At 36.7% G+C, this 16,830-nt stretch carries 14 protein-coding genes; 13 read left to right on the top strand and 1 reads right to left on the bottom strand.

From position 1 onward, the window contains the following. The first annotated feature begins 221 nt into the window (after window positions 1-221). From NSQ59_RS26265 to NSQ59_RS26250, 4 genes are all read left to right on the top strand, one after another. Entirely contained in the window at window positions 222-1,796 is a 1,575-nt protein-coding gene (locus tag NSQ59_RS26265; protein WP_083489477.1) for a bifunctional metallophosphatase/5'-nucleotidase, read from the top strand. A 164-nt stretch (window positions 1,797-1,960) separates the two neighbouring features. Next, window positions 1,961-3,349 carry an L-cystine transporter gene (locus tag NSQ59_RS26260; RefSeq protein WP_055741489.1) on the top strand — a complete coding sequence of 463 codons (1,389 nt, stop codon included), beginning with the start codon at window positions 1,961-1,963 and terminating at the stop codon, window positions 3,347-3,349. 144 nt (window positions 3,350-3,493) lie between these two features. Next, window positions 3,494-4,006, top strand: coding sequence for a GNAT family N-acetyltransferase (locus tag NSQ59_RS26255; RefSeq protein WP_340833056.1), 513 nt, complete (start codon window positions 3,494-3,496; stop codon window positions 4,004-4,006). A gap of 11 nt (window positions 4,007-4,017) precedes the next feature. Further along, window positions 4,018-4,200 carry an SE1832 family protein gene (locus NSQ59_RS26250; protein ID WP_055741487.1) on the top strand — a complete coding sequence of 61 codons (183 nt, stop codon included), beginning with the start codon at window positions 4,018-4,020 and terminating at the stop codon, window positions 4,198-4,200. A 141-nt stretch (window positions 4,201-4,341) separates the two neighbouring features. Here NSQ59_RS26250 and NSQ59_RS26245 read toward each other — a convergent pair whose 3' ends face one another. Continuing rightward, the gene (locus tag NSQ59_RS26245; RefSeq protein ID WP_161809296.1) at window positions 4,342-5,181 is read right to left on the bottom strand and encodes an alpha/beta fold hydrolase; all 840 of its coding nucleotides are present in this window, start codon (window positions 5,179-5,181) and stop codon (window positions 4,342-4,344) included. Window positions 5,182-5,351: 170 nt separating this feature from the next. Between NSQ59_RS26245 and NSQ59_RS26240 the strand changes: the two genes are divergently transcribed. The 9 genes from NSQ59_RS26240 to NSQ59_RS26200 all read left to right on the top strand — a co-directional run bounded on the left by NSQ59_RS26240 (window position 5,352) and on the right by NSQ59_RS26200 (window position 16,749). After that, window positions 5,352-6,440 (top strand): PRK06851 family protein, encoded by a 1,089-nt coding sequence (locus NSQ59_RS26240; protein WP_055741486.1) that lies wholly within the window; start codon window positions 5,352-5,354, stop codon window positions 6,438-6,440. Window positions 6,441-7,009: 569 nt separating this feature from the next. Then, window positions 7,010-8,188 (top strand): MalY/PatB family protein, encoded by a 1,179-nt coding sequence (locus NSQ59_RS26235; RefSeq protein WP_340833055.1) that lies wholly within the window; start codon window positions 7,010-7,012, stop codon window positions 8,186-8,188. 350 nt (window positions 8,189-8,538) lie between these two features. Beyond that, window positions 8,539-9,387, top strand: coding sequence for a MurR/RpiR family transcriptional regulator (locus NSQ59_RS26230; RefSeq protein WP_055741484.1), 849 nt, complete (start codon window positions 8,539-8,541; stop codon window positions 9,385-9,387). A gap of 133 nt (window positions 9,388-9,520) precedes the next feature. Continuing rightward, a complete protein-coding gene (murQ, locus tag NSQ59_RS26225) occupies window positions 9,521-10,405 on the top strand; it encodes an N-acetylmuramic acid 6-phosphate etherase (RefSeq protein WP_055741483.1) in 885 nt (294 codons plus the stop codon). Between the two features lie 16 nt (window positions 10,406-10,421). After that, window positions 10,422-11,795, top strand: a complete 1,374-nt coding sequence (locus NSQ59_RS26220; protein ID WP_126647192.1) for a PTS transporter subunit EIIC — start codon at window positions 10,422-10,424, stop codon at window positions 11,793-11,795. A 57-nt stretch (window positions 11,796-11,852) separates the two neighbouring features. Next, a complete protein-coding gene (locus NSQ59_RS26215; protein WP_340833052.1) occupies window positions 11,853-12,920 on the top strand; it encodes a DUF871 domain-containing protein in 1,068 nt (355 codons plus the stop codon). 234 nt (window positions 12,921-13,154) lie between these two features. After that, on the top strand, window positions 13,155-14,345 hold the full coding sequence (locus NSQ59_RS26210) for a glycine C-acetyltransferase (protein WP_055741480.1): 1,191 nt from the start codon (window positions 13,155-13,157) through the stop codon (window positions 14,343-14,345). Window positions 14,346-14,405: 60 nt separating this feature from the next. After that, window positions 14,406-15,353, top strand: coding sequence for an L-threonine 3-dehydrogenase (locus NSQ59_RS26205; RefSeq protein WP_055741479.1), 948 nt, complete (start codon window positions 14,406-14,408; stop codon window positions 15,351-15,353). Window positions 15,354-15,651: 298 nt separating this feature from the next. Next, entirely contained in the window at window positions 15,652-16,749 is a 1,098-nt protein-coding gene (locus tag NSQ59_RS26200) for an ATP-binding protein (protein ID WP_321198433.1), read from the top strand. The last annotated feature ends 81 nt before the right edge of the window (window positions 16,750-16,830 follow it).

Here is a 16,830-nt window from a genome sequence, read left to right as displayed (position 1 = left end):
AAAAAATTTGCATTCTGGTAAAATATTTTGAAGGTATTTGACAATTATTAAGAGGGTATTAATAAAGGTTTAAAAGCTTGTTAAAACCGTGTAAATATTCTTTATACTGAAATAGGTTTTTCAGTATCTATCTTCAATTTTGATGGTAGTTTGAAAGTGGTTTGTGTAAAATATAGGTTAGAATAGTTTATAGAATAGTTCGTCTAGAAAGGAATTTTATAATGGATAAAATGGAACTGGTCATCCTTGAAACGAGTGATGTTCATGGAAATATATTTCCTATCAATTACGGAAATAATAAACCCTTTGATGTTGGACTTGGAAAGGTAGCAACTTTAATAAAAAAGGAAAAGGCAAAGCATGCACATGTATTATTAGTAGAAAATGGCGACCTCATTCAGGGAACACCTCTGACGTACCACTATGCACGGATCCAATCTGAACGCCCAAATCCGATGATTATTTTAGCCAATGAACTGAACTATGATGCTGCGGTTTTCGGAAATCATGAGTTTAATTACGGAAAAGAGCTGTTAGCATCGGCAGTGAATGAATCTAGTTTTCCATGGCTTTCAGCGAATATTATAAGTAAGGAGACCGGAGAACCATACTTTGGAAAGCCTTATATCATTAAAGAATTAGATTCAAACTTGCGAGTTGGTATTTTGGGCCTCACGACTCCTTATATCCCAAATTGGGAGCAGCCGCAGCATATTGAAGGAATGGAGTTCGAGGATGCTGTTGTGACAGCAAAGAAATGGGTTAGCCTATTAAAAACGGAAGAAAAGGTAGATATTGTTGTGGTTGCTTATCATGGCGGCTTTGAATGTGATTTAGAGACCGGAGAACCGACTGAAACATTGACTGGAGAAAATCAAGGGTACCAGCTTTGTATGGAGGTAGAAGGAATCGATGTTCTTTTAACCGGGCATCAACACCGTCAGATTGCCGGGAATATGATTAACGGTGTTATCGTTGTTCAGCCAGGCAACAATGGAATTGCTCTAGGAAAGGTAACATTAAAGTTAGAAAAAGATGAAAACGGATGGAATTGTGTTGGGAAGTCTTCCGAATTACTATCCGTAGCAGATGTAGAAGCTGATAAGGCTCTACTAGAAAAGGTAATGGAATATGAAAACGATACACAGGAATGGTTGGATCAGCCAATTGGAAAAATTGAAGGGGATATGCTCGTACGGAACCCGATGGAAATTAGAACAAAGGATAATGCATTGATCGAGTTTATTAATCGTGTTCAGATGGAAGTAGCTGGAGTAGATATTTCTAATACTGCTTTATTTGATAATATATCACCAGGATTTCCAGAAAATGTGACGATGAGAGATGTTGTATCCAATTATATTTATCCGAATACCTTAAAGGTTATCCGAATAACTGGACAAGATATGAAAGATGCATTAGAAAGGTCCGCTTCCTATTTTAAACAATATGAAGGTGGGGAAATAGAAGTGAATCCTGCCTTTTCAACACCAAAACCGCAGCACTATAATTATGATATGTGGGAAGGTATTGACTATTTGATTGATATTTCAAAGCCAATTGGCGAAAGGATTGTCAAATTGGAATATAAGGGACAGCCAGTTCGTTTCGAGCAGGAATATGACGTGGTGATGAATAATTATCGCGCTGGTGGCGGCGGAGATTACTTCATGTATAAAAACAAGCCGGTGATAAAAGATATTCCGACGGATGTATCGGAATTTATTGCAAACTATATTTTAGAGAAAAAGAGAGTCAAAGCAACGGTTAATCATAATTGGAAGGTTATTTATTAAGGATGGGATAAATCAGTCTTGAGGGCTGATTTTTTTCTTTTTATATTTAATCATTATCTGAAATCCGCATTCATATAATAAAGTGTTAATCCGACTTGACTGATTGGATTAATTATATTATAGTATGAACTTGTATTTCTTATTAATTTTTAGGGGGAAAAACAGTGAACTCGTTACTTATTATTATTAATATAGTTGTTTTGCTTTTACTCATTGTCGGTTTGGCTGTGATGCAGAAAAAGCATGTTTCTTTTTCAAAGCGTGTCTTTACTGGTCTTGGGTTAGGTATCGTATTTGGCTTGTTAATACATATCATCTACGGTACTGCCTCATCCATTACTACACATACTATTGATTGGTTTAGTATTGTTGGTAGTGGATATGTGAAATTATTGCAAATGATTGTTATGCCTTTAGTGTTTATTTCTATTGTAGGGGCATTTACTAAGCTAAATCTGACTAAAAATATCGGGAAAATTAGCTTCTTAGTTATTGGTATTTTACTAGGAACTACAGCAATTGCTGCGGCTATTGGGATTGGATCTGCTTTAAGCTTCCATCTTGACGGTGTGCATTTAGTTCAAGGGGATATGGAAAAAGCCCGAAACGCAGAATTAGCACAAACAGTTGGTACGGTAAAAGATGCTACGATACCACAGCAAATACTTCAGTTATTCCCAAGCAATCCATTCCAAGATTTAACAGGATCTCGCCCAACTTCTACGATTGCTGTTGTTATTTTCTCAGCTATTGTAGGGATTGCTTATCTTGGGGTTAAACGAAAAAATCCTGAGCAAGGTGAATTTTTTGCAAAGATTATAGATACGTTATACGCCATTGTTATGAGGGTGGTTTCTCTTGTTCTCCGCCTTACACCGTATGGAATTTTAGCTCTAATTACAAAAGTAGCTGCAACAAGTGATTATGGTGCTATTGTAAAACTTGGAAAGTTTGTTATTGCTTCTTATGTGGCATTAATTATTATGTTTATTATTCATTTAATTCTAATATCACTTGCAAAACTGAGCCCTGTTCAATATGTACGCAAGGCATTGCCAACTTTATCCTTTGCCTTTACATCCAGAACAAGCGCAGGGACATTGCCATTAAATATCAAAACACAAACAGAGGATTTTGGAGTTTCAGAAGGCATTGCCAACTTTGCTGCTTCTTTTGGATTATCCATCGGTCAAAATGGCTGTGCGGGAATTTACCCAGCGATGTTAGCCGTTATGGTAGCACCGGCTGCAGGAATTGATCCAACATCTCCAACCTTTATTATTACACTGATATTAACAGTGGCTATTAGCTCGTTTGGTGTTGCAGGTGTTGGCGGTGGTGCAACATTTGCTGCCTTAATTGTATTGTCAACTTTAAATCTGCCAATCGCGATTGTCGGTTTACTTATTTCTGTTGAACCATTAATTGATATGGGCCGTACTGCATTGAATGTAAGCGGCAGTATGACAGCAGGAGTTTTAACTGGTAAGATAACGAAAGAAATTGATACGAATGTATTTCATGAACCAAAACAACAGGCGGTAGAAGCTTAATTATAAAACCCATCAGCAGGGAAATAGGCAATAAAGTTAGTGGAAACAGCTTATCTTATTTAGATAGGCTGTTTTTTGATTTTAGCATCAATTTTCTAATGCTATAATTCTGGTAATTAATCATTTGGAAATGGGGTTTGGGGGATGAAAATTAGGATTGGAACAATAGAAGATATAAAGGGGTTGGCAAGGGTTCATTATGAAAGCTGGAAGACAACCTATTCCGGTATATTTTCAGAAGAAACTCTAACAAATCGAACATATGAAAAAGTGTTAAGCAACTGGAGACCGCGTCTTGAGAATAGGAATGAAAAATACCAATGCTATTTAGCGGAAACGGAGGAAGGGGAAATCGTTGCATTTGCTGAATGCGGTGTCGAACGAACAAACAATTTCCAAATCGAGGGGGAATTATACACTCTTTATATTTTGGAATCGTTTCAGAAAAAAGGAATCGGTACGTTGCTTTTTAAAAAAGTAATAGAGCATCTATCAAACCATAATATCCACTCTGTAATGGCATGGGTTATTAAAGACAATGAATCTAGAAAATTTTATGAGCGTCATGGCGGCGAGGTTATTGGAGAGCAATTGATAGGAGATACTGGTATACTAGAAGTGGCATATGCGTGGAAAAATTTAAATGATTTTATTTGAGGTGTAAAAAAGTGAATCGAAAAGAACTTGAATATAAGATAGAAGATCTAAAGGCAGACTATGTAAGGCTGCAACATGATTTAGAAAAGCTGGAGTTTGTGAAAGGAAATCTATCTCCATTAGAAAAGCAACTGGAAGATATTGAAAAGGAATTAAGCAAGCTTAATAAACAATTGGACGAACTAGAAAAGTAACAATAAGCGGGGAATTGTCTCCGCTTATTTTTTTGGAAGATAAGTGTATAAAAGTGGGGCACTACCTCACTGTGTTTCCTTTATCTCGAGGTGAGCGACTACGAAATCCGTGCGCCGATGGGCAAGGCGCTTCCGTATTTCTTAATATCCCCACAAAAACTCCCCAATATATTGATCCACTATCGGGTGTTCATGTAAGCCGCTATGCGTTGCATGAGGATCGTAGATGATTTTTTTGTGAAAATTGCTATTTGGAACTATATCTTGAAGTCCTAGTGCACTATTTAAAGAAACAACACCATCCCCATCTTCAGGATCTTTTGCTACCCCTGCAATGGATAGAACCTGAATATGTCGGTTAAAAGTATTCCTATTGGAAACAAGAGATTGGAGAAATGGTGAATGGGACTTCAAATCGAAAATAGCAGGACCTGTATTATGGACATTTTGATAGTAAGTTTCTTTTTGAATCCCCTTAAAAGGGCTGCCTATGGTAATAAGCTTTTGCACTTCCGGATATTGCCCATTAGACTGCTCAATGAAATTAGTTAAAACAAGTCCACCCATGGAATGCCCAACCACATAGATTTCCTTTACATTATACCTTTGATTCAAGACGGTCATAATTTCCTTTAACCAATTGGTCGTATCCTGAATGCTGGCACGATTATTTTTAAACACAACTTGGATAAAAGGGTTTTTGGAATAGGTAGGTATTCCACCGTAAATATGGAGATGACCATTTTTATCCACCTCACAAACCATCGTCTTCTTGCCCCAATGGTACTGATTCTGAAATCGCTCAAGCATGAAATTAAAGGATCTTGGGCCACCCTTAAAACCATGCACAAACAGGGTTGGTGTCGATTGAGTATTATGCTGAGATTTCGTTGTATCCGGTTTGATAAATAAAAATATGAATAGCGCAAAGGCGACTATAACAATCGAAAAATAGAGCATCTTTTTCTTTTTTGTGTTCACTTTCTTTTTCCCCCTATAAATCTTCCACCTATAGTATAGGCCAATAAACATTGTACTATCAATGAATCTAATACAGTATTGGGCTAAGTAACCAATTTTTCAAAGTTGCATAGGCTAATGTGTAGTTATTTCTGATTTTAATCCGATTACTGTAAGAGGAGTGTAAAGGTATGACAGGAAAGGTTCTAAATTATTATGCAGGCGGAAATACCGGCAGAGGATTTTATAATTTATTCGATTCGAATTTAAAAGGCCTTGATCGTCTCTATATTCTTAAAGGCGGACCCGGAACAGGAAAATCCAGCTTAATGAAAAGACTTGCAGCAGAGTGGGGAGAAAAGGGGTATTCCATAGAGTTAATTCATTGTTCATCCGATAATAATTCGATTGATGGTGTCATTATTCCATCGTTGAAAGTGGGAGTTGTCGATGGAACAGCACCCCATGTCATTGAACCATTAGCTCCAGGAGCGATAGAGGAATACATTAATTTAGGTCGTGCGTGGAATAGCGCTTATCTTATGCAACACAAAGAGGAAATTGTAGACATTCAAAAGGAAATTAGCGGTAAATTCCAATCCGCTTATGATTCATTTTCACAAGGATTGCGGGAACACGATGATTTAGAGGAAATTTATATTAAAGAAATGAATTTTGAAAAAGCAAATCAGTTAACTATGGAACTAGTCGATAAAATTTTTTCAGACCATATAGGAGATAAAGAAGCCATTGTTCGCGATCGCTTCCTAGGAGCAGCGACACCAAAAGGGGCTGTAGATTTTATTGCAAATTTAACGGAAGGTTTAACGAAGAGATATTTTATTAAAGGTCGTGCTGGAACAGGAAAATCAACTCTATTGAAAAAAATCGCTGCGGTTTCGGAAGAAAGAGGGTTCGATACGGAAATCTACCACTGTGGATTTGATCCTCACAGTTTAGACATGGTGATTATAAGAGAATTAGGAGTTGCTATCTTTGACAGTACAGACCCTCATGAGTATTTCCCAGATCGCGAAGGGGATGAAATTGTTGATTTATATTTAGCAGCAGTAACCCCGGGAACGGACGAAAAATACGCGATAGAAATAAAAGATGTGCATAAACGATATAAAGATAAAATGAAAGAAGGTACTGCTTATTTAGCACAAGCAAAGGCCCTCCACGATGAACTGGAAAAATATTATATCGAGGCTATGGATTATTCTATAGTTGAAGAGATTTATGAAGAAATAAATGCTGGAATTCAAATGCTTGAATAATAATTGAGACAAGAGTGACTCCTAGTTCGAGTCACTCTTGTTTTTGCCTTATGTGTACACAAAATAAACGGTAAGAGAGCCAACAATTAAAGTGGGTTTTTACTAGTGACTGAATTAATTCTCGAACTGCCTGAATTATTTATTTTGGAAGCAAACGGGTGTCCATTGTCCACAATGTTTTCATTTACCGATTGAGAAAACAAGAAGGAAATGGAATTGTCCGCAATGTGGCCACATTTCCCAAATTGCACTTACAGAAACATTAAAAGACTTTTATCTATTATTCCAACCGACCATTACCAATAAAGAGGCGAGGGAATTCTTACAGATTTCTTCGGAATCAACCATTTGTCGGTTATTGCTAGACTTAGGGCTTCCGAATTCCGGCACAACAAAAAGGAAGTGTATATGATGTGCTTCCGTTAGATGATAGGGACTAACAAAAAAGAAAAAAACTCATCGGCATTCAAGTAATTAAATATTTTTAAATTAGTTCATTGAGAGGTTTCAAAATTCACACAACTATATTAAAGTAGAGGTAATGAAGACAAAGTATAGGAGGAACAGGTGTGAATTGGAATGATTGCATCGAGAGAACGAATACACATTCAGTAAAATGGTCAATGGCAGATGATGAAGTAATTCCAATGTGTATTGCAGATATGGATTTTCAGGTGGCCCCGGAAATTATTGAAGCCATGGAAAAGAAAGCAAAACACGGGATTTACGGATATACAACTTTTTGTGAAAATTATTATACATCTATCATAAAGTGGTGGAAAAAGCGATTTCAATTGCAAATTGAAAGGGACTGGATTTGTTTCAGCCCGGGAATTATACCCGGAATGAATCTGCTTCTTCAAGTATTAACGAAGCCCGGAGATAAAGTAATCGTCCAGGAGCCGGTATACTATCCTTTCTATAGCAGTATTGAAAACCACCAATGTGAAATCGTTACAAATTCACTTCTGTTTGTGGATGGGCATTATGAAATTGATTTTGCTGATCTCGAAGAAAAAGCAAGTGATCCATTGGCAAAGGCAATGATTTTATGCAGTCCGCACAATCCGGTAGGACGAGTATGGACCGAAGAAGAATTAAAAAAGATAGCAGAAATCTGTTTAAAACATGATGTCTGGATTATCTCGGATGAAATGCACGGAGATCTTGTCTATAAAGGAAACCGCCATTTGCCCTTATTTAGCGTGAATCCTGATATTCAAAACCGGAGCATTCTATGTGCAGCTCCTAGTAAAACCTTTAATATCGCTGGATTACAAACATCTATCATCATGATCCCTAACGACAAATTAAGGGAACAATATCAAAAGAAACTTTTTCAATTTGGAATGATGAGGCCGAATGTGTTTGGAGTAGAAGCAACTGTCGCAGCATACACATCCTGTGAATATTGGCTGGAAGACCTATTAAGATATTTAGAAGGGAATTTAACGTTTGTCGAAGAGTATTTCAAGACCAATATCCCGGAAATATCGCTTATTCATCCAGAAGCTACCCATCTCATATGGATGGACTGCTCGAAATTAGGACTTAAAGGTGAACAATTATTCCAATACTTTTTAAAAGAAGCTAAAGTTAAATTTGATGAGGGCTACAAATTCGGAAAAAGCGGAGAATCCTTTCTCCGCATGAACATTGCCTGTCCGAGAGAACGTTTAAAGCTTGCGGTGGAAAGAATTCGTGATGCAGTTCGGGAGATGCGGATAAAAGAACAAAGTTATCGATAATAATATAGAGTAAATGATATAATCCCACTAGAGTAATCAAATCGGACGAACCATTTGATCTACTTTAGTGGGTATTTTTTAAGGATAAGAAAGTATAAAATTTTCAACATCTAAATAATTTAAGAAGTTTAATCTTGTCTAGCTCCAAGTGAAATTGGCACTTCAAATTTCACCAGCGCCTATCGGCTAGCGGATTTCTCCGTCTCCTCCCTACGATAAGTCAACATCAGTTCGTGAACTACCTCACTGTGTTTCCTTTATCTCAGTCGAAGACTACGAAATCCGTACGCCGATGAGCAAGGCGCTTGCGCTTTTCTTATGAAAAATGTTTTATTACGGGGGTTGCACCAATGAATTCATTGCTAACGAAAATAGAGAATCAATTAAATCAACTTACGGAAGCAGAGAGACAAATAGGTAAATTTATTATAGAAAATGCAAAATTAGTTCCTAATATGACAACAAAGGATCTATCTGAAAAAACGGGAGTAAGTGAGGCAAGTGTAGTACGATTTTGTAAATCAATTGGAATGAAAAGCTTTAAATCTTTTAAGCTAGAACTAGTGAAAGATTTAACTTTGTCCGAAACAGACATTACAGACTTCTCCATTTTACAAAAAAAAGACTCTCCATATGATTTGTTTCATAAAGTAACCTATGTAAATAAACATGCTATTGAGTCCACATTAGCATCCTTAGATAAAAATGAATTAAACAAAGCAGTAGAATCCATCAAAGGTGCAAATAAAATTATCTTTTTTGGTGTAGGAGGTTCCGCTACAGCTGCATTCGATGGCCATTATAAATTCACAAGACTTGGTTTCCATTCGATTATGACTCATGATTTTCATTATCTAATTACGTTGATTCCTTACTTATCAAAGGGAGATATTTTTGTAGCAATTAGTATGTCTGGAAAAACGAAAGACGTAATAGAGCTTGCGCAATTTGCAAAGAAAAATGGTGCAACGTTAATTGCCATTACAAACATTGATAAGTCACCGCTTTATAAAGAAGCTGATATTCGCTTATGTACTCCAAATGTTGAACAGGATTTTCGAATAGGAACGATTGCCTCCCGGATGACGCAATTAAACATCATTGATACATTATATTTGAGTGTATTTAATAGTATTGGGGAGAAGTTAGTGAATCGTTATCATATGGCGAGGGAAGAAGCTGTTCGTCTCAGAAGGTAGCCCTTCATACAAAGGAGTTACATTTATTTTCCGATAAATGAAATTTTGATTCACGATAAATGAAAATTTCGTTGACATTTTATTTCGGTGCTATAAAATAAAAGTGTGAAATAAAATTTTAAAGGATGGTTTTATGCTTGAAAAACTGACAACAGAAAAGCGTAACAGTAGCACCATGGATCTTGATGTCATGTCGATTCATGAAATTTTGGAAGCGATGAATCGGGAAGACGTAACAGTACCTCAAGCAGTTGCTATGGAACTTCATAGTATTGAAGAAGCCGTTCAAAATGTAATCCAGTCTTTTCAAGAAGGAGGTCGATTAATTTATATTGGTGCTGGTACAAGTGGCAGACTAGGGATTTTAGATGCGGTTGAATGTAAACCTACATTCGGTTCACCATCTGAAATGGTTCAAGGTTTTATTGCCGGCGGCATGAAAGCGTTTACAGAAGCGGTTGAAGGTGCGGAGGATAATGAAGATTTAGGAGAAAGCGATTTAAAGAGTATTCATGTTTCAGAGAAAGATACTGTAATTGGAATTGCTGCGAGCGGACGTACTCCATATGTTATTGGAGCTCTTAAATACGCTGGTCATGTGGGGGCAAATACAGTAAGTATAAGCTGTAATAAGAACTCCGAAATTAGTAAATTTGCAAATGTAAAAATTGAAGTGGAAACAGGTCCGGAGGTTTTAACCGGGTCTACTAGATTAAAAGCAGGAACGGCGCAAAAGCTGATTTTAAACATGATTTCCACTGCGTCAATGATAGGGATTGGGAAAGTGTATAAGAATTTAATGGTGGATGTCCAATCTACCAATTACAAGCTAGTGGAGCGATCTAAGCGGATTATTATGCAGGCTGCGGATGTTGATTATGATACAGCTGAAAAGTATTTTGAAGATGCACAACATAATGTAAAAGCGGCGATTATCATGATTTTACTTCAATGTTCTTATAAGGAAGCATTAGAGAAATTAAAACTCTCAAATGGATTTATAAGAAAAGCTTTATAAGCAAGGGGGAGAGAGTATGAAGAAAGAACAACAAATTGCCGAAGGAATTTTAGAGCATGTAGGAGGAAAGGAAAACATAAGAAAGATCGCCTACTGCATGACACGTGTTCGTTTGGATCTTAAAAATGAGGGTAAAGCCGATATTCAGGGTCTGAAAAAGATAGACGGGGTTATGGGAGTAATAGAAGACGAGACTTTACAAATAGTTGTCGGACCCGGAACGGTAAATAAAGTATCGGATGTTTTAAGTAATATGACAGGATTAGCAATTGGCGAAGTAGCAGCTGCCAGTGACATGACGCTTGAAGAAAGAGCGCAAATAAATAAGGCTAGCATTAAGAAAAAAAATAATACTCCAGTTAAAAATTTATTGCGTAAAATAGGAAACATCTTTATCCCGCTAATTCCAGGGCTAGTAGCATCGGGTATTGTAAATGGTATTGCTAACTTTGCTAAAAATGCAGGGGTAGATCCGACTGCTACTTGGATGCAAATTCTCTTACTTCTTGGTAGCTGTATTTTTACTTATTTAGCAGTTCTAGTAGGATGGAATACAGCTAAAGAATTCGGCGGTACACCGGTTCTTGGTGCTATTGCAGGTATGTTGCTATTCAATCCGGGATTAGCAGATATTCATATTTTTGGTCATGCCTTAATAGTAGGACGTGGAGGTTTAATTGGAGTTATTTTTGCAGCATGGCTTATGACATTTGTGGAAAAACAAGTAAGAAAGATTATGCCTAATTCAATCGATATTATTTTCACACCGCTTATTACTATTCTGGTTGTAGCAATTTTATCTTTATTTGTCGTAATGCCTATAGCGGGTGTAATATCAGACGGAATTACTAGTGCAATTAACGCTATCTTAGATTTTGGCGGAGTTGTAGCGGGAGCCATACTATCTGGTTTCTTCCTACCGCTTGTTATGGTTGGTTTACATCAGGGATTAACACCAATTCATATGGAATTAATTCAAAAGACAGGAAGTACAGCACTTTTACCAGTATTAGCAATGGCTGGTGCAGGTCAAGTAGGTGCAGCGCTTGCTATCTTTGTTAAAACAAAGAATCGTAGATTGAAAAACATCATTAAAGGTGGTCTTCCAGCGGGAATACTTGGAATCGGCGAACCGTTGTTATATGGTGTAACTTTACCGCTTGGTCGACCTTTCATTACTGCTTGTCTTGGTGCCGCAGTCGGTGGTGCATTCCAAGCAGTGGTGAAAACAGCTGCTGGTGGTATTGGGGTATCGGGTATTTCCCTCACGATGCTAATTGTCGATAATAAATACTTGTTGTATATAATAGGATTATTGATTGCATATGCATTTGGATTCTTATTTACTTACCTATTTGGATTCAAAGAAGAAATGGCAGATGAGATTTAAAAACAATGAATGGGGGGAGTAATCCTCCCTTTTTGTCTATGAAAGGAATGGTATAAAATGTTGGGTCTTTCCGTTTATCTCTCTGAACCTATAGATAGTCAAAGAAAGTATATTCTTAAACTATATGAAAAAGGGTTTCGGTCTATTTTTACTTCCTTACATATCCCGGAAGATAACCCTTCTGTTTATAAAGAGAGATTATTAGAACTGGGGAGTATTGCGAAAAGTAAGGGTATGGAACTTATTGCAGATATTTCTCCTAAGTCCATGGATTATTTAGGTTACACATGGGATTCCGCCCATGAGCTTCTTAATTGGGGATTAACGGGTTTACGAGTTGATTATGGTATTAGCGAAAAGGATATTGTTGATTTATCTAAAAAAATGAAGGTAGCTTTAAATGCAAGCACCTTAACAAAGGAATCTTTAGCACGATTAAAATCATTGGATTTAAATATTGATTCTGTTGAAGCGTGGCATAATTATTACCCTCGCCCCGAAACCGGACTCGATCGTTTAGAATTTAGAGAAAAAAACCAATGGCTGAAATTGGAAGGGATAAAAACAATGGCATTTATACCTGGAGATGGAAAGCTTAGAGGACCGCTTTATAAGGGGCTTCCTACTTTAGAGGAACATAGATATCAAACTCCATTTTCAGCCTTTTTGGATTTAAAAGAAAATGAAAATATGGATAAAATATTAGTAGGTGATTTTGAATTAAGTGAAAAATCACTAGAACAGTTTCAGTCATACTGCAACGATGGATATGTGTTGTTACGCGCTAATGCTAATATATCAGATGAAAAAATTCTACATTCCTTAGAATCAGTGCACACAAATCGCTGGGATTCAGCCAGAGATTGTATCAGGTCAATGGAATCCCGTGAATATGGTTTAATTGGCACAGAATCGCTTGAGCCATTCAATACGATCAAACGTGAATTAGGGTCTATAACAATAGATAACGTAAACTACGGGCGTTATAAAGGAGAAATTCAAATAACAAAACGTAGTTTACATGCTGACGAGAAAGTAAATGTTATCGGGAAAATCATATCGGAGGACTTAGTTTTATTGCCTTTTATGAAAGGTGGTACGAAATTTAAGATTCTATGGCAATAATGTATTAGAAATTATTCTTTCATTTTAATGAGAGGATAATTTTTTTTGTTTTTTAATACAACAAAGGAAATAATAAAAATAAACAATGGAAGAAAAATATTGTCCTCCACATATAAACAAAAATAAACTTTTGTGATAAAGTATATATACAAAGCATTATAAGATAAGTAAATGTCCACCTGAAATGGACAGTTGTGTATAAAACGCTTACATTTTCCAATGGAGGGATAACGAATGTCCAGCAATACATTAGATCATTTTTTAACAGAAAATCTTGAGGATTTAAGGGGCAAGGGTCTTTATAATGAAATCGATGTAGTGGAAAGTGCAAATGGTCCGGTTATAAAAATAAAAGGGAAAGAACTGATTAATCTTTCTTCTAATAACTATCTAGGCTTAGCAACGGACGAACGGTTAAAAGAGGTTGCAATCAACGCCATTAAAGAATATGGGGTTGGCGCGGGAGCTGTACGTACGATCAATGGTACATTGGATCTTCATATTAAGTTAGAAGAAACTTTAGCGAAGTTTAAAGGTACCGAGGCTGCGATTGCGTATCAATCAGGGTTTAATTGTAATATGGCAGCTATTTCTGCTGTAATGGATAAAAATGATGCGATTCTTTCTGATGAATTGAATCATGCATCTATTATTGACGGATGCCGTCTTTCCAAAGCTAAAATCATTCGCTTCAACCACTCTGACATGGAGGATTTACGCAAAAAGGCAAAAGAAGCAAAGGAATCCGGCCAATACAATAAAATCATGGTGATTACAGATGGTGTATTTTCTATGGATGGGGATATTGCGAACCTGCCGGGAATCATAGAAATTGCAGAAGAATTTGATTTAATTACGTATGTGGATGACGCTCATGGTTCTGGTGTAACCGGTAAAGGAGCAGGGACTGTTAAGCAATTCGGACTTGCAGACAAGGTTGATTTCCAAATTGGAACGCTATCAAAAGCCATTGGTGTTGTTGGTGGTTATGTAGCAGGGAAGAAAAACTTAATTGATTGGTTAAAGGTTCGTTCACGTCCATTTTTATTTTCAACTGCTTTAACTCCAGCAGATGTTGTGGCTGCAACAAAGGCGGTTGAGCTATTAATGAGCAGCACAGAGCTTAATGACCGTCTATGGGAAAACGGAAACTATTTGAAAAAAGGCTTGAAAGATCTTGGCTTTAATATCGGTGATAGTGAAACTCCAATCACTCCTTGCATTATCGGGGAGGAAAAAGCAACTCAAGAGTTTAGTAAACGACTTTACGAAGAAGGCGTTTATGCGAAATCCATCGTCTTCCCTACCGTTCCACAAGGCACCGGCCGTGTAAGAAACATGCCAACAGCCGCACATACAAAGGAAATGCTGGATAAAGCAATTTCGATATATGAAAAAGTAGGCAAAGAAATGGGCTTGATTTAAAAAATAATCGTACATTTGATCATACAACTAGATGAGCTATAGGTACAGGGGGATTCCATCGTGAAAAAAATACTTGTGACCGGATCATTAGGTCAAATTGGAACTGAATTAGTAACGAAAATGCGCGGTATTTACGGTGCGGATAATGTTATTGCAACAGATATCCGCGATAACGGCAGCGATGTTGTAAAAGCAGGACCGTTCGAAATTCTAGATGTAACAGATGCAGGTAAAATGCATGAGCTGGCAAGTAAATATAAGGTGGACACCATTGTCCATCTGGCTGCCTTATTATCAGCGACAGCCGAGAAAAATCCATTATTAGCTTGGAATTTGAATATGGGTGGACTAGTTAATGCTTTAGAAACGGCAAGAGAATTAAAATGTCAATTTTTCACTCCAAGTTCCATCGGTGCTTTCGGTCCAACGACTCCAAAAGATCAAACACCTCAAGATACTATTCAACGTCCTACAACTATGTATGGGGTGAACAAGGTATCCGGTGAGTTATTATGTGATTACTATTTTTATAAATTTGGTGTAGACACAAGAGGAGTACGCTTTCCAGGATTGATTTCCTATGTGGCAGAACCAGGCGGCGGAACTACTGACTATGCGGTAGAAATCTACTATGAAGCAATTAGAAATGGCCGATATACATCATACATCGGAGAAGGAACAAAAATGGATATGATGTATATGCCGGATGCATTAAATGCCATTATTAACTTAATGGAAGCAGATTCTGCAAAGCTAAAACATCGTAATGCATTTAATATTACAGCAATGAGCTTTGCTCCAGAGGAAATCGCTGCAGAAATTAAAAAGCATATTCCTCATTTTGAAATGAGCTATGATGTCGATCCAGCAAGACAAACCATTGCAGATAGCTGGCCAAATTCCATCGATCCGACTGCCGCAATGGAAGAATGGGGCTTCAAAGCGGAATATGATTTAGAAAAAATGACAGTAGATATGCTGGATAAACTAAAAACGAAATTAAAATAATGATAAAAATGACGTTCAGACGATAGCGAACGTCATTTTTTTTCGAAATAGAAAACTTATTTTCTACTTATATCTTTATGGTAGAATGAAATTCATAGGGTATATAAAAAAGGGACAGGAACTTTTTATGGGGAATCATAGAATAATTAACTTTAACACTTTTTGGGGAATATATCTGTTTATTTTATTTATTGATTTAGGTTGTCAAATAATCTTTTCTATTTTTTACCGAAATACAAATTGGTTTATAGAAGTTACGATATTTTTATTATGTCTTTTGCTAGGAATGGTATTGTTTTTGATATATCGGTACCTTTTTCTTTATAAAAAATATTGCAATCTTGAAGAGGAAGAAGAAAAGTGGTCTATCTTGATGCAGGCTACTCCTGATTTTATTTGTTTTAAAGATGGGGAGTCCAGATGGAGAAAAGTAAATGAGTTTGGTAGGAAGCTATATCATTTAGAGAATATCGATTATTATGGAAAATCAGATTTGGAGCTGGCAGAATTAGTACCTTTTTTCAAGGAAGGCTTTAAAACCTGCTACCTATCGGATGAAGAAGTATGGAATGCTGGAAAATTAACAAGATTAGAAGAATCCTTTGTTGTGCCTTCCGGAGAGCTTAAAAGCTTTGATGTTATCAAAATTCCGCTTTATTATGAAAATGGATCAAGAAAAGGACTATTAACGATCGGCAGAGATATTACTCAGCAAAAAGTAACCGAATCAATATTAATTAAGAGGGAAAAACTCTCAGTAGTCGGGGAGCTTGCCGCAGGGATTGCCCATGAGATTCGCAATCCGTTAACGAGTATAAAGGGACTTACCCAATTAATGCATGAATCTGGAAATGTAACACAAGAATATGCCAAAGTTATGGTATCTGAAATAGACCGAATTAATCAAATTGCTGGTGGACTGCTAGCACTGTCCAAACCGCAAAGCAGGGAAATGACCACCATTATTTTAAATGAGATCCTGCAGTATGCTATTAATATTATGCGTTCGGAAGCTTTATTAAAGGATGTTCAAATTGTCATGGCAGCAAATGACCAATACAAAATTGAAGGAGATCGTAATAGCCTTATTCAAGTATTTATTAATCTCTTAAAAAATGCAATGGATGCAATGCCAAATGGTGGGTTAATTAATATATCATGTCAAAAGGTAATGGACAAAATTCAGGTGATTGTCTCTGATCAAGGAATGGGAATTCCCCCTGAAAGATTGAAGAAAATCGGTGAGCCATTTTTTACCTTAAAAGAGAAAGGTATGGGGCTCGGCCTTACGATTAGCTGTAAAATTATACAGGACCATAAAGGTTCTTTCGAGTTTCGCAGCCAAGAGGGACTAGGAACAGATGTTGTCATTAAACTTCCTTGTGGAATTCTCTAAAATATAAGGGTGACCATTCCATCACTCTTATATTTTTTTGTAAAGTGAAAAAATCGTTTATTTTTTCTAGCAATTTATAAA

The sequence above is a fragment of the Margalitia sp. FSL K6-0131 genome (genome assembly GCF_038008735.1).
GTDB lineage: Bacteria > Bacillota > Bacilli > Bacillales > Bacillaceae_C > Margalitia > Margalitia shackletonii.
This window is presented reverse-complemented; position numbering and strand designations above follow the sequence as displayed.

What these genes read in the sequence shown, in the direction of transcription:
- NSQ59_RS26265 (WP_083489477.1), top strand. Translation starts at nt 222, where the DNA reads ATGGATAAAATGGAACTGGTCATCCTTGAAACGAGTGATGTTCATGGA.
- NSQ59_RS26255 (WP_340833056.1), top strand. Translation starts at nt 3,494, where the DNA reads ATGAAAATTAGGATTGGAACAATAGAAGATATAAAGGGGTTGGCAAGG.
- NSQ59_RS26240 (WP_055741486.1), top strand. Translation starts at nt 5,352, where the DNA reads ATGACAGGAAAGGTTCTAAATTATTATGCAGGCGGAAATACCGGCAGA.
- NSQ59_RS26230 (WP_055741484.1), top strand. Translation starts at nt 8,539, where the DNA reads ATGAATTCATTGCTAACGAAAATAGAGAATCAATTAAATCAACTTACG.
- murQ (WP_055741483.1), top strand. Translation starts at nt 9,521, where the DNA reads ATGCTTGAAAAACTGACAACAGAAAAGCGTAACAGTAGCACCATGGAT.
- NSQ59_RS26220 (WP_126647192.1), top strand. Translation starts at nt 10,422, where the DNA reads ATGAAGAAAGAACAACAAATTGCCGAAGGAATTTTAGAGCATGTAGGA.
- NSQ59_RS26215 (WP_340833052.1), top strand. Translation starts at nt 11,853, where the DNA reads ATGTTGGGTCTTTCCGTTTATCTCTCTGAACCTATAGATAGTCAAAGA.
- NSQ59_RS26210 (WP_055741480.1), top strand. Translation starts at nt 13,155, where the DNA reads ATGTCCAGCAATACATTAGATCATTTTTTAACAGAAAATCTTGAGGAT.